Annotated in this window: 15 protein-coding genes; 8 read left to right on the top strand and 7 right to left on the bottom strand. The window is 71.5% G+C overall.

What is annotated here, in order from left to right:
• Positions 1–25 precede the first annotated feature (25 nt).
• Positions 26–292 (bottom strand): hypothetical protein, encoded by a 267-nt coding sequence (locus ACFYXK_RS00140; RefSeq protein ID WP_389409103.1) that lies wholly within the window; start codon positions 290–292, stop codon positions 26–28.
• A 146-nt stretch (positions 293–438) separates the two neighbouring features.
• Complete coding sequence (locus ACFYXK_RS00135) at positions 439–771, bottom strand: DUF3099 domain-containing protein (RefSeq protein ID WP_037636280.1); 333 nt, start codon at positions 769–771, stop codon at positions 439–441.
• A gap of 179 nt (positions 772–950) precedes the next feature.
• On the opposite strand from ACFYXK_RS00135, the gene ACFYXK_RS00130 reads away from it, so the two are divergent.
• Complete coding sequence (locus ACFYXK_RS00130) at positions 951–1,229, top strand: GlsB/YeaQ/YmgE family stress response membrane protein (RefSeq protein ID WP_383520521.1); 279 nt, start codon at positions 951–953, stop codon at positions 1,227–1,229.
• Between the two features lie 80 nt (positions 1,230–1,309).
• Here the strand turns inward: ACFYXK_RS00130 and tyrS are convergent, their stop codons facing one another.
• The 3 genes from tyrS to ACFYXK_RS00115 are packed head-to-tail and all read right to left on the bottom strand — an operon-like array spanning position 1,310 to position 5,579.
• Positions 1,310–2,575: a tyrosine--tRNA ligase gene (tyrS, locus tag ACFYXK_RS00125; RefSeq protein ID WP_389409102.1), complete on the bottom strand. Its 1,266-nt coding sequence runs from the start codon at positions 2,573–2,575 to the stop codon at positions 1,310–1,312.
• 56 nt (positions 2,576–2,631) lie between these two features.
• Positions 2,632–4,020: a metallopeptidase TldD-related protein gene (locus ACFYXK_RS00120; protein WP_389409101.1), complete on the bottom strand. Its 1,389-nt coding sequence runs from the start codon at positions 4,018–4,020 to the stop codon at positions 2,632–2,634.
• The gene (locus ACFYXK_RS00115; RefSeq protein WP_389409100.1) at positions 4,017–5,579 is read right to left on the bottom strand and encodes a TldD/PmbA family protein; all 1,563 of its coding nucleotides are present in this window, start codon (positions 5,577–5,579) and stop codon (positions 4,017–4,019) included. The genes ACFYXK_RS00120 and ACFYXK_RS00115 overlap by 4 nt, the downstream gene beginning before the upstream one ends.
• Before the next feature lie 146 nt (positions 5,580–5,725).
• On the opposite strand from ACFYXK_RS00115, the gene fabG reads away from it, so the two are divergent.
• The 3 genes from fabG to ACFYXK_RS00100 all read left to right on the top strand — a co-directional run bounded on the left by fabG (position 5,726) and on the right by ACFYXK_RS00100 (position 7,868).
• Entirely contained in the window at positions 5,726–6,445 is a 720-nt protein-coding gene (fabG, locus tag ACFYXK_RS00110) for a 3-oxoacyl-[acyl-carrier-protein] reductase (protein WP_389409099.1), read from the top strand.
• Between the two features lie 5 nt (positions 6,446–6,450).
• Complete coding sequence (fabI, locus tag ACFYXK_RS00105) at positions 6,451–7,221, top strand: enoyl-ACP reductase FabI (RefSeq protein ID WP_054221794.1); 771 nt, start codon at positions 6,451–6,453, stop codon at positions 7,219–7,221.
• Between the two features lie 215 nt (positions 7,222–7,436).
• The gene (locus ACFYXK_RS00100; protein ID WP_389409098.1) at positions 7,437–7,868 is read left to right on the top strand and encodes a hypothetical protein; all 432 of its coding nucleotides are present in this window, start codon (positions 7,437–7,439) and stop codon (positions 7,866–7,868) included.
• A gap of 60 nt (positions 7,869–7,928) precedes the next feature.
• Here the strand turns inward: ACFYXK_RS00100 and ACFYXK_RS00095 are convergent, their stop codons facing one another.
• Complete coding sequence (locus ACFYXK_RS00095) at positions 7,929–8,600, bottom strand: FadR/GntR family transcriptional regulator (RefSeq protein WP_389409097.1); 672 nt, start codon at positions 8,598–8,600, stop codon at positions 7,929–7,931.
• A 72-nt stretch (positions 8,601–8,672) separates the two neighbouring features.
• Between ACFYXK_RS00095 and ACFYXK_RS00090 the strand changes: the two genes are divergently transcribed.
• The 4 genes from ACFYXK_RS00090 (at position 8,673) to ACFYXK_RS00075 (ending at position 11,111) form a co-directional block, all read left to right on the top strand.
• Positions 8,673–9,974, top strand: a complete 1,302-nt coding sequence (locus ACFYXK_RS00090; RefSeq protein ID WP_389409096.1) for a CynX/NimT family MFS transporter — start codon at positions 8,673–8,675, stop codon at positions 9,972–9,974.
• Between the two features lie 5 nt (positions 9,975–9,979).
• On the top strand, positions 9,980–10,099 hold the full coding sequence (locus ACFYXK_RS00085; RefSeq protein ID WP_389409095.1) for an SGM_5486 family transporter-associated protein: 120 nt from the start codon (positions 9,980–9,982) through the stop codon (positions 10,097–10,099).
• 151 nt (positions 10,100–10,250) lie between these two features.
• Positions 10,251–10,466: a hypothetical protein gene (locus tag ACFYXK_RS00080; protein WP_389409094.1), complete on the top strand. Its 216-nt coding sequence runs from the start codon at positions 10,251–10,253 to the stop codon at positions 10,464–10,466.
• Between the two features lie 123 nt (positions 10,467–10,589).
• Complete coding sequence (locus ACFYXK_RS00075) at positions 10,590–11,111, top strand: SixA phosphatase family protein (protein ID WP_389409093.1); 522 nt, start codon at positions 10,590–10,592, stop codon at positions 11,109–11,111.
• A gap of 75 nt (positions 11,112–11,186) precedes the next feature.
• On the opposite strand, the gene serB is transcribed toward ACFYXK_RS00075, so the two are convergent.
• The gene (gene serB, locus ACFYXK_RS00070; RefSeq protein ID WP_389409092.1) at positions 11,187–12,386 is read right to left on the bottom strand and encodes a phosphoserine phosphatase SerB; all 1,200 of its coding nucleotides are present in this window, start codon (positions 12,384–12,386) and stop codon (positions 11,187–11,189) included.
• Between the last annotated feature and the right edge of the window lie 91 nt (positions 12,387–12,477).

The raw sequence follows: 12,477 nt of genomic DNA, 5'->3' as shown, positions 1-12,477 counted from the left end.
CGGCCCGGGGGCGGCAGGACGCCCCCTAGAGGCGCTCCGAGCCCTCCGGCTGGACCCATTCGTCGAGCTTCACGACGTCCTTGAGGAACCCGCGGACCCCCAGGAACTGGGAGAGGTGTTCGCGGTGTTCCCCGCACGCCAGCCAGGTCTTGCGGCGCTCCGGGGTGTGCAGCTTCGGGTTGTTCCACGCCAGGACCCAGACGGCCGCATCGCGGCAGCCCTTGGCCGAGCAGGTGGGCGCGTCCACGGGATCGGTGGAACGGGCGGAGTCGGGGGAGTCAGGGGAGTTCACGCCTCAACCCTACAAACCCCTGTCACGGAAAGGCGACGCCGAGCAGCCACGGGGGGAGCTGCCCGGCGTCGGTCCGTCGCTCCGACGGGGGATGCGGAGCGCGTAGGCAGTATGTCACGCAGGACCCGGTGCGGTGCACCGGAACTTCATGATTGATCTGAGCTTTTATTGAGGTTTCCGGTGTTCAGTGCCGGACGCACAGGTGACGGGATGAAGTGGGAGGGCAGCGAGGGGGTCGACTCGCGCCCCGCGTTGGCGATGACCACGGCCACGTACGGCAGCAGCGCGCCCGCGATGAGCGTCACGATCGCCACATGGCGTTCCACGTTCCACAGGATCACCGTCGCCAGGACCGACAGCGTCCTGATCGACATCGAGATGACGTACCGGCGCTGGCGTCCCCGCACGTCCTCGTCGAGGCCCATCCGGGCCCCGGTGATCCGGAAGACCTCGGCCCCGTTCCGCTTCTTCCGCTCCATGCTCCACCGCCCGATCCGCCTGCCGGACACACCCCGGTCCGGATCCTCCCACCGTACGCCGCCGCTCGTGTGGCGAGGAGAGGGGGTGTCCCCCGAACGGGGCTGTCCGAAATGCGCAGTACGCCGGACGGGTTGAAACTGGGCCCACATGCGCACCACGCGCCACGAGGAGGCTCGACATGTCATGGTTGTGGGCGATCATCGTCGGTTTCGTGCTGGGCCTCATAGCCCGGGCCGTCCTGCCGGGCAAACAGCATCAGCCCCTCTGGCTGACCACCCTGTTCGGCATCGTCGGCGCCATCCTCGGCAACGCCGTCGCGGGGTGGATCGGCGTCGGTGAGACCAAGGGCATCGACTGGACCCGGCACCTGCTGCAGCTTGCCGGAGCGGTGCTCATCGTGGCTCTCGGCGAGATGGTCTACAAGTCGCTCAGGGGCGGCAGCAAGCAGATGACCTGAGGGCGGCATGACGGAGGGGCCGGCCGGACGTGGTGTCCGGACCGGCCCCTCCGCCGCGCTCGGCCGTCAGGCCCCGGGCGTCAGCCCGTGACCTCGACCGCCGCCAGGTTCTTCTTGCCGCGGCGCAGCACCAGCCAGCGCCCGTGCAGCAGGTCCTCCTTGGCGGGGACCGCGTCCTCGGCGGTGACCTTCGCGTTGTTCACGTAGGCGCCGCCCTCCTTCACGGTCCGGCGGCCGGCCGACTTGCTCGCCACCAGCCCGGTCTCCGCGAGCAGGTCCACCACCGGGCTGAGCTCGGCGACCCGCGCGTGCGGCAGCTCGGACAGGGCCGCGGCCAGCGTGGCCTCGTCCAGGTCCGCCAGCTCGCCCTGGCCGAACAGCGCCTTCGACGCGGCGATCACGGCCGCGCACTGGTCGGCGCCGTGCACCAGCGCGGTCAGCTCCTGCGCCAGCGCCTTCTGGGCGGCGCGCGCCTGCGGCCGCTCGGCGGTCTGCGCCTCCAGCTCCTCCAGCTCCTCGCGGGGCTTGAAGGAGAGGATCCGCATGTAGGTGGAGATGTCCCGGTCGTCCACGTTCAGCCAGAACTGGTAGAACGCGTACGGGGTGGTCATCTCCGGGTCCAGCCAGACGGCCCCGCCCTCGGTCTTGCCGAACTTGGTGCCGTCCGCCTTGACCATCAGCGGCGTCGCCAGCGCGTGCACCTGTGCGTGCGGCTCCAGGCGGTGGATCAGGTCGAGACCGGCCGTCAGGTTGCCCCACTGGTCGGACCCGCCCTGCTGCAGGGTGCAGCCGTAGCGCCGGTACAGCTCCAGGAAGTCCATGCCCTGGAGCAGCTGGTAGCTGAACTCGGTGTAGCTGATGCCCTGGTCGGACTCCAGCCGCCTGGCGACCGAGTCCTTCGTCAGCATCTTGTTGACGCGGAAGTGCTTGCCGATGTCCCGCAGGAACTCGATGGCGGACATGCCCGCCGTCCAGTCCAGGTTGTTCACCATGACCGCGGCGTTCTCGCCCTCGAAGGACAGGTACGGCTCGATCTGTGCGCGCAGCCGGCCCACCCAGTTGGCGACGGTCTCCGGGTCGTTCAGGGTCCGCTCGGCGGTCGGCCGGGGGTCACCGATCTGCCCGGTGGCCCCGCCGACCAGCGCCAGCGGCCGGTGACCGGCCTGCTGGAGCCGGCGTACGGTCAGCACCTGTACGAGGTGTCCCACGTGCAGCGAGGCCGCCGTCGGGTCGAAGCCGCAATAGAAGGTGACCGGACCGTCCGCGAACGCCTTGCGCAGCGCTTCTTCGTCGGTGGACAGGGCGAAGAGCCCACGCCACTTCAACTCGTCGACGATGTCCGTCACGGTTTCTCGACTCCTTCGAATGGTTTGCGTCGCGCCAAGGATTCAGTCTAGGTGGATCAGACGCCCTTGCTGACCGAGCTCATGTTGAAATCCGGGATCCGCAGCGCGGGCATCGCGGCCCGGGTGAACCAGTCGCTCCACTCGCGCGGCAGGGTCTTCTCGGTCCGGCCCGCCTCGGAGGCCCGCGACAGCAGGTCCACCGGCGATTCGTTGAACCGGAAGTTGTTCACCTCGCCCACGACCTGGCCGTTCTCCACCAGGTACACGCCGTCCCGGGTCAGGCCCGTGAGCAGCAGCGTCGCCGGGTCGACCTCGCGGATGTACCAGAGGCAGGTCAGCAGCAGGCCCCGCTCGGTGGCGGCCACCATCTCCTCCAGCGACTTGTCGCCGCCGCCGTCCAGGATCAGGTTCCCGAAGCCGGGCGAGACCGGCATCCCGGTCATGGCGGAGCTGTGCCGGGTCGTGGTCAGCCGGGACAGCCGGCCGTCGCGGATCCACTCGGTCGCCGGGACCGGCAGGCCGTTGTCGAAGACCGAGGCGTCGTCGCCCGAGCTGTGCGCGATCACGAACGGCGCGGACTCCAGGCCCGGCGCGTTCGGGTCGCTGCGCAGGGTCAGCGGCAGCTCGGACAGCTTCTCGCCGAGCCGGGTGCCGCCGCCGGGCTTGGAGAAGACCGTCCGGCCCTCCACCGCGTCCCGGGCCGCCGCGGACCACATCTGGTAGATGAGCAGGTCGGCCACCGCGGTCGGCGGCAGCAGGGTCTCGTACCGGCCGGCGGGCAGATCGATCTTCCGCTCGGCCCAGCCCAGGCGTACGGCCAGCTCCGCGTCCAGCACGGTCGGGTCCACGTCCTTGAAGTCCCGGGTGGAGCGGCCGGCCCAGGCCGAGCGCTGCCGGTCGGGGGACTTCGCGTTGAGCTCCAGCGTGCCGTTCGGCTGGTCGTGGCGCAGCCGCAGCCCGGTCGAGGTGCCGACGTACGTGGAGACCAGCTCGTGGTTGGCGAAGCCGTACAGCTCCCGGCCGCCGGCGCGGGCCCGGGCGAAGGCCTCGCCGAGGGCCGGGGCGAAGTCCGCGAACACCGCCGAGGAGGTCTCGGCCGGGGCGTCGGCGAAGTCCGGAGAGGACGGGGTTCCGGTGACCAGCGGCTGGGCGTCCTCTGCCGGGCCCGCGCCCCGTGCGGCGGCCTCGGCGGCCCGGACCAGCGGCTCCAGGTCCGCGGTGGTCACGGCGGAACGCGACACGACCCCCGAGGCCGTGCCCTCCTTGCCGTCGACCGTGGCGATGACCGTCAGGGTCCGGCCGCGGGTGACGCCGTTGGTGGTGAGCGCGTTGCCCGCCCAGCGCAGATTGGCCGTCGACTCCTCGTCGGCGATGACGACACAGCCGTCGGCGGTGGACAGCTCCAGCGCGCGCTCGACGATCTCGTGGGGACTCGTACGGCTCATCGGCCCGCCTCCTGCGTGGTGTTCAAGATGTTCACGTCGCGGAACAGCGCGGACGGGCAGCCGTGCGAGACCGCCGCGACCTGGCCCGGCTGGGCCTTGCCGCAGTTGAAGGCGCCGCCCAGGACGTACGTCTGGGGCCCGCCGACCTTCTCCATCGAGCCCCAGAAATCGGTGGTCGTGGCCTGGTAGGCGACGTCGCGCAGCTGCCCGGCCAGCTTGCCGTTCTCGATCCGGAAGAACCGCTGCCCGGTGAACTGGAAGTTGTAGCGCTGCATGTCGATCGACCAGGAGCGGTCGCCGACGACGTAGATGCCGCGCTCCACCCCGCCGATCAGGTCCTCGGTGGACAGCCCGCCCGGATCCGGCCGGAGCGAGACGTTCGCCATCCGCTGGACGGGCACGTGCCCGGGGGAATCGGCGAAGGCGCAGCCGTTGGAGCGGCCCAGGCCGGTGAGCTTCGCGATCCGCCGGTCCAGCTGGTAGCCGACCAGGGTGCCGTCCTTGACCAGGTCCCAGCTCTGCGCCTGGACGCCCTCGTCGTCGAAGCCGACGGTGGCGAGCCCGTGCTCGGCGGTGCGGTCGCCGGTCACGTTCATGATCGAGGAGCCGTACTTGAGCTTGCCGAGCTGGTCGAAGGTGGCGAAGGAGGTCCCCGCGTACGCCGCCTCGTAGCCCAGCGCCCGGTCGAGCTCGGTGGCGTGGCCGATGGACTCGTGGATGGTGAGCCAGAGGTTGGACGGGTCCACGACCAGGTCGTAGCGCCCGGCCTCGACGCTCGGCGCCCGCATCTTCTCGGCGAGCAGTACGGGGATCTGCTCCAGCTCGGCGTCCCAGTCCCAGCCGGTGCCGGTCAGGTACTCCCAGCCGCGCCCGGCCGGCGGGGCGATGGTGCGCATCGAGTCGAACTCGCCGGTGGTGGCGTCCACGGCGACCGCGGTGAGCTGCGGGTGGATCCGCACGCGCTGCTGCGTGGTCATGGTGCCGGCGGTGTCGGCGTAGAACTTGTTCTCGTGCACGGCGAGCAGCGAGGCGTCCACGTGCGCGACCCCGTCGGCGGCCAGCAGCCGGGAGCTCCAGTCGGCGAGCAGGGCCGCCTTCTCCGCGTCCGGCACCTCGAACGGGTTCACGTCGTACGCGGAGATCCACGTCTTGTCGGAGTGCACCGGCTCGTCGGCGAGCTCGACCCGCTCGTCGGAACCGGCGGCCTTGATGACCTGGGCGGACAGCTTCGCCATGGCCACGGCCTGTGAGGCCACCTTGGCGGCGCCGTCCATGGTCAGGTCCACGCCGGAGGCGAACCCCCAGCTGCCGCCGTGCACCACGCGGACCGCGTACCCGAGGTCGGTGGTGTCGGAGCCGCCGGAGGGCTTGGCGTCCCGCAGCCGCCAGGAGGCGCTGCGGATCCGCTCGAGCCGGAAGTCGGCATGGTCGCAGCCCAGCGCGCGGGCCCGGGCGAGCGCCGCGTCGGCGAGCGCCCGCAGGGGCAGCGCGGTGAAGGCCGCGTCGATGGAATGGGGCACGGAAGTCCTCCCGGAGTCGGGGCCGGTCGCCTCGATCATGTCGCGCTCGGGGCGCTTGTGCCTACATCTTTCTGTAGGGACTCGACAGAGCCCGTACCGAGGCCCTGTGGGAGATCGATTCTCCGCACGGGGGACCTGGCCTATAGGTTTTTGGTACTCAGACCGCTAGTCGAAAGGGTGATCCGTTGAGCCGCTCGGTTCTCGTCACCGGAGGAAACCGGGGCATCGGCCTCGCCATCGCCCGAGCCTTCGCACAGGCCGGCGACAAGGTCGCGATCACGTACCGGTCGGGTGAGCCGCCGCAGGAGCTCACTTCGCTCGGCGTCCTGGCGGTCCGCTGCGACATCACCGACTCCGAGCAGGTGGAGCAGGCCTACAAGCAGATCGAGGACGCGCACGGCGCGGTCGAGGTGCTGGTGGCCAACGCCGGCATCACCAAGGACACGCTGCTGATGCGCATGTCCGAGGAGGACTTCGCTTCCGTCGTCGACACCAACCTCACCGGCACCTTCCGGGTGGTCAAGCGCGCGAACCGTGGCATGCTGCGTGCCAAGAAGGGCCGCGTCGTCCTGATCTCCTCGGTCGTCGGGCTGCTGGGCTCGGCGGGCCAGGCCAACTACGCCGCCTCCAAGGCCGCGCTGGTCGGCTTCGCCCGCTCGCTCGCCCGTGAGCTCGGCTCCCGCAACATCACCTTCAACGTCGTGGCCCCCGGTTTCGTGGACACCGACATGACGAAGGTGCTCACCGACGAGCAGCGTGCGGGCATCGTGGGCCAGGTGCCCCTGGGCCGCTACGCGCAGCCCGAGGAGATCGCGGCAGCCGTGAGCTTCCTGGCGTCCGACGACGCCGCGTACATCACAGGAGCCGTCATTCCCGTTGACGGCGGATTGGGCATGGGTCACTGATCACCATGAGCGGAATTCTCGACGGCAAGCGCATCCTCATCACCGGGGTGCTGATGGAGTCGTCCATCGCCTTCCACACCGCCAAGCTGGCCCAGGAGCAGGGCGCCGAGGTCATCCTCACCGCGTTCCCGCGCCCGACGCTGACCGAGCGCATCGCCAAGAAGCTGCCGAAGCCGGTCAAGGTGATCGAGCTCGACGTCACCAACGACGAGCACCTGGCCCGCCTGGAAGGCCTCGTCCGCGACGAGCTCGGCGGCCTCGACGGGGTCGTGCACTCCATCGGCTTCGCGCCGCAGGACGCCCTGGGCGGCAACTTCCTGAACACCCCGTTCGAGTCGGTCGCGACCGCCATGCACGTCTCGGCGTTCTCGCTGAAGTCGCTGACCATGGCCTGCAAGCCGCTGTTCCCGGCGGAGGGCGCGGCCGTCGTCGGCCTCACCTTCGACGCGCAGTACGCCTGGCCGCAGTACGACTGGATGGGCCCGGCCAAGGCCGCGCTGGAGGCCACCAGCCGCTACCTCGCCCGTGACCTGGGCAAGGAGAACATCCGCTGCAACCTGGTCTCGGCCGGTCCGATCGGCTCGATGGCCGCGAAGTCCATCCCGGGCTTCTCGGAGCTGGCCGACGTCTGGAACTCCCGCTCCATGCTGGAGTGGGACATGAGCGACCCGGAGCCGGCGGGCAAGGGCGTCGTGGCCCTGCTGTCGGACTGGTTCCCGAAGACCACCGGCGAGATCGTCCACGTGGACGGCGGTCTGCACGCGATGGGTGCCTGAGCCAGGCACCGGTACGTCCGTACGGCGGCGGCCGCGTCTCCCTTCCGGGAGGCGCGGCCGCCGCCGTATCTGCCGGTGGGGGCCGGGGATTCCGGTGGGGTACTCGATCAGATTTCCGCCCTCCGGCCGGATCTTCCCGAGTCGAAAACCGGGACAGATGCCTGCAAACTGACCGGGCCGGGATCTTCCCGGCTCCGGCGGGGAGGAGGCGGGCCGTGCGTGGGAGGCGGAGCCGAGCGGTATCGCTGCTGGTCACCTCGGTGGTCCTGACGGGCCTCCTGATCCCGGGAGCCGTCGCGCAGCCCGAAGGGGGAGACCCGGCCCTCGGGCCCGAGGCGGCGGCCCCCGTCGTCGTGGACCTCGACGAGATCCCCGCAGAGCCGCCCGTACGGCCCGAGCAGCCCGCCGCCCGGGAGCTGTTCGGCGCCGACTGCGACACCCTGATCGACGGCTCGCAGGTGACGGCGACCTGCCACAACGGCTATCCGGTGACCGACACGGTCCGGCTGCACGTGGAATGCGACCGGTGGTGGGACCTGGATTCGGACAGCGCCGCCGTGGCCGTCGGGCCGGCCGGCCGGATCGAGCTCGCCGGCCGCTGCTGGAAGGAGGTCCGCTCGGCCTGGGTCACCCACCAGCGGCCGTGACGCCGGCGGGCCCGCGGATCCCGCCGCCCCGCCCGCGCCGCCTCCCGTGCCCCGCCCGCGCTACTTCCGGCCGAGGCACACGAACGGGTAGCCCGCCGCCTCGGACGCCGCCGCGTCCCCGTCGCCGAGCCGGATCGCCTCGATCAGCCGGGCGTGGTCCAGGTGCGACGCGGGATCCAGCTCCGTGCCGACGTCCGTGCGCAGCCAGTCCGCCACCAGGTCGCCGAGGTCCGCGTACAGCTCGATGAGCACCTCGTTGTGCGAGGCCGCCACCACCGCCATGTGCAGGGCCACGTCCGCTGCCACGAACCGCTCCGCCTCCCCGCTCGCCCAGGCCTCCTCGCGCCGTTCCAGCAGCGTGTCCAGCTGGACGAGGTCCCGCTCGGTCCGCCGCTCCGCCGCCAGCCGGGCCGCGGAGGACTCCAGGGTCGAGCGGAGCTCCGCGATGTGCCGCGGGTCGGCGCCCGCGAAGCGTCGGTGCATCACCCCGGCGAGCTCGCTGGTGGCGATGACGTACGTACCCGAGCCCTGCCGGATGTCCAGGAGCCCGTTGTGCGCGAGGGCCCGGACGGCCTCCCGCACGGTGTTGCGGGCGACGCCCAGCAGCTCCACCAGCTCCGGCTCGGTGGGGATGCGGGATCCGACGGGCCATTCGCCGGACGTGATCTGGTTCCTGAGCTGGGCGATCACCTGGTCGACCAGCGCAGATCGCCGGGGCGAGGTCAGCGGCATACGGGCGGGATCCTCTCGGAGGTCCAGTCTGGGGGGTGACAACCAATCATCCCATGATTCTATGATGGTGTAATGCCCGACGAAGAAATCCAGACCATCGACCGGCCCCAGGCCGCGCGCACGGTACCCGCACAGGCCCGTGGCGCCGCTCCCGCACGCCCCCAGCCCACCTGGCTCGGCCCGGTCCTCATCGTCGGCATCGTGCTGGCCGCCCTCAACCTGCGGCCCGCCATCACCAGCCTCGGCGCCCTCTTCGAGGAGGTCCGCACGGGCCTCGGCATGAGCGGCACCGTCGCCGGACTGATCACCTCCGTCCCCGCCCTCTGCTTCGCCGTCTTCGGCGTCACCGCGCCCCGGCTCTCCCGCCGCTTCGGCCCGGCCGCCGTCGTCTGCGCCGGCATGGCCGCCGTCGCCGCCGGCCTGCTGATCCGCCCCTTCACCCACAACGCCGCCGGCTTCCTCGCCGCCAGCGCACTGTCCCTGGCCGGCATAGCCCTGACCAACGTGCTGCTGCCCGTCATCGTCAAGCGCTGGTTCCCGGACCGCGTCGGCACCATGACCGGCCTGTACTCCATGGCCCTGGCCCTCGGCACCTCGCTCGCCGCCGCCGCCACCGTCCCCATGACCTCCGCCCTCGGCGGCAGCTGGCGCACCGGCCTGCTGGTCTGGGCCGTGCTCGCGGTGGTCGCCGTACTGCCCTGGCTGCCCGTCGCGGCGGCCGCCCGGCGGGAGAAGCGGGCCGCCGCCCGCGAGCCGGCCGCGCAGGTAAGGGCGGACGCCGGCCCGAAGATCGTCCGCAGCCGCACCGCCTGGGCACTGGCCTGCTACTTCGGCCTCCAGGCCACCGGCGCGTACATCACCATGGGCTGGCTCCCGCAGATCTTCCGGGACGCCGGGGTCTCCGCCTCCACCGCCGGCGTCCTGCTCGCCGTCACCATGGTCATGGGCGTCCCGCTCGCGTTCGTCATCCCCAACCTGGCCGGCCGGATGAAGAACCAGGGCGCCATCGCGGCCGCCCTCGGCGTCTTCGGCCTCGTCGGGTACACCGGCCTCCACTTCGCCCCCGCCGCCGGCGCCTGGGCCTGGGCGCTCCTGCTCGGCGTCTCCAACTGCGCCTTCCCCCTCGTCATCACGCTGATCGGGCTGCGCGCCAAGTCCCCGGCCGGCGTCGTCAAACTGTCCGCCTTCGCCCAGAGCGCCGGCTACCTCATCTCCATCCCCGGCCCGCTCCTCATCGGCGCCCTCTACCAGCACAGCGGCGGCTGGGACCTGCCCCTCACCGTGATGGCGGGCCTGCTGATCCCGCAGATCGCGCTGGGCATCCTGGCGGGCCGGGACCGCACGATCGAGGACGAATGCGGCATGCGAGACTGAGCGGCATGTCGCCCGTACTCGAACCGAACCCGCAGAACAGCCACAAGAAGCTCGGCATGGTGCTCGGCGCCATGCTCGTCGTGACCGTGATCATCTCCGTCCTCGCGACCATCGCCTCCCCCTGACAGGGGCCGTTGGTGGGGTTAACCCCACCAACCCCTAGGGGGACAGGGTCAGGGTCGAGTGGGGTGTGCCCCGGATGGGCCCCGCGCCTTCGGATCCATAGATTCGAAGAGAGCGAGCCAGTCCCACCCCGCGCACCCACGGAGGCGGCCCATGTCGGCCCCCACGACGTCCCCGCACATCCCCGGTCCCGGTCCCCGGGCCCACGGCGCGAGCGCCCGGCTGCCCTGGTGGGCGCTGGCCCTGCCCGCGCTCGCCTTCGGTCTCCTGCTGCTCCTCCTCGCCGGCTCGGCCGAGGCCCACGCCGCCTCCGGCGAGGCCTCCGCGCTCCTCCACGTCACCGAACAGATCCTGCGCGCCGTCGGCTGACCGGCTGCGCCCCGACCGTCCGCCGGGCGTCCGTACCGGCGTGCGCCGGGAGCCGCCCGCACCCGCGGCGCAGCCCCTCAACACCCTGCGCCCCATGGCCCGATCCATGCGAAGCTGGGAGCCATGAGCGCCGACACACCCCGCAGGATCGTCCTCCTCCGGCACGCCAAGGCCGACTGGCCCGAGGTGTCCGACCACGAGCGCCCGCTGGCGGAGCGAGGCCGCAAGGACGCACCGGCCGCCGGGCTGAAGCTGGCCGAGACCGGCATCGCCTTCGACCTGGCCCTCTGCTCCACCGCCGCCCGCACCCGTGAGACCTGGAAGCTCGCCGTCCAGGAGTTGCCGCACCGGCCGCGGACCTCGTACGAGGAACGGCTGTACGACGCCTCGCTGGGCGAGCTCATCGCCCTCCTGAACGAGACGTCCGACGAGGTCAAGGACCTCCTCGTCATCGGCCACAACCCGGGCATGCACGCCCTCGCCGACGCCCTCGCCGGGCGCGCGGAAGGCGACACCCTGGCCCGGATGACCCGTACCGGGTTCCCGACCGCCGCGTTCGCCGTCGTCTCCTTCACCGGCTCGTGGAAGTCCGTGGAGCACGGGGTGGGCACGCTGCTGGACTACTGGACCCCCAAGGACCACTGAGCACGTACGAGAACACGAGGACGGGCCCCGGCGCGGAACGCTCCGCGCCGGGGCCCGTCCTCGTGTGCAGGCACCTCAGGTCAGGCCCGCGGCCTCGACCTCTTCGCGGGTGACCCCCAGCAGGTACAGCACCGCGTCCAGGAACGGCACGTTCACCGCCGTGTGCGCGGCCTCGCGGACCACGGGCTTGGCGTTGAAGGCCACGCCCAGCCCGGCCGCGTTCAGCATGTCCAGGTCGTTGGCGCCGTCACCGATGGCCACCGTCTGGGACAGCGGTACGCCTGCCTCCGCGGCGAAGCGGCGCAGCAGCCGGGCCTTGCCCGCCCTGTCCACGATCTCGCCGGTGACCCGGCCGGTCAGCTTCCCGTCGACGATCTCGAGGGTGTTGGCCGAGGCGAAGTCCAGCCCCAGCCGCTCCTGCAGATCGTCCGTCACCTGGGTGAACCCGCCCGAGACCACGCCGACCTGGTAGCCGAGCTGCTTGAGGGTGCGGATCAGGGTCCGGGCACCCGGGGTGAGCCGCACCTCGGAGCGGACCTTGTCCACGACGGAGGCGTCCAGCCCGGCCAGCAGCTTCACGCGGGCGTGCAGCGACTGCTCGAAGTCCAGCTCACCGCGCATGGCCCGCTCGGTCACCTCGGCGACCTCGGCCTCGCAGCCGGCGTGCGCGGCGAACAGCTCGATGACCTCGTCCTGGATGAGGGTCGAGTCCACGTCCATGACGACCAGGCGCTGGGCCCGGCGGTGCAGGCCGGCCGAGACCACGGCCACGTCGACGCCGATGTGCGCGGCGGCGGTGGCCAGGGCGGTGCGCAGCGGCTCGGTCTCGCAGCCGGACACGGCGAACTCGACGGCCGTCACGGGGTACTTGGCGAGCCGGAAGATGCGGTCGATGTTGCCGCCGGTCGCGGTGATCCGGGAGGCGATGGCGGCCGTGGACTCGGCGGTCAGCGGGTGCCCGAGCACGGTGACGTGGGAACGGCCGCTGCCGCGCGGCCGGTTGTCACCGGTGCCGGAGAGGATCTCGGCCTGCATCTTGAGCGACTCGGCCCAGCTGTGGACGGTGGCCCGCAGCTCGCCCTCGGTGCTGCCGGCGGGCTGGGTGACGAGGGCGCACAGGACGATGCGGCCACGGGTGACGACCTGCTCGATGTCGACGACGTCGACGGAGTAGGCGGCGAGGGTGTCGAACAGCCCGGCGGTGATCCCGGGACGGTCCTTGCCGAAGATCTTGACGAGGAGGGTGGGGACGTCGGAGGTCTGCGAAGCGCTCATGGTGCCCTCACCGTATCTTCCCGCCCTCCGTGCTTGGACCCCCGTCCCACCTGCCGGAACCATTCTCCGGCGAAGCGCTCCCCGGCGCTGC

Origin of the sequence: Streptomyces sp. NPDC002209, assembly GCF_042890265.1 — a bacterium.
In the GTDB taxonomy this organism is placed as follows: domain Bacteria; phylum Actinomycetota; class Actinomycetes; order Streptomycetales; family Streptomycetaceae; genus Streptomyces.
This window is presented reverse-complemented; position numbering and strand designations above follow the sequence as displayed.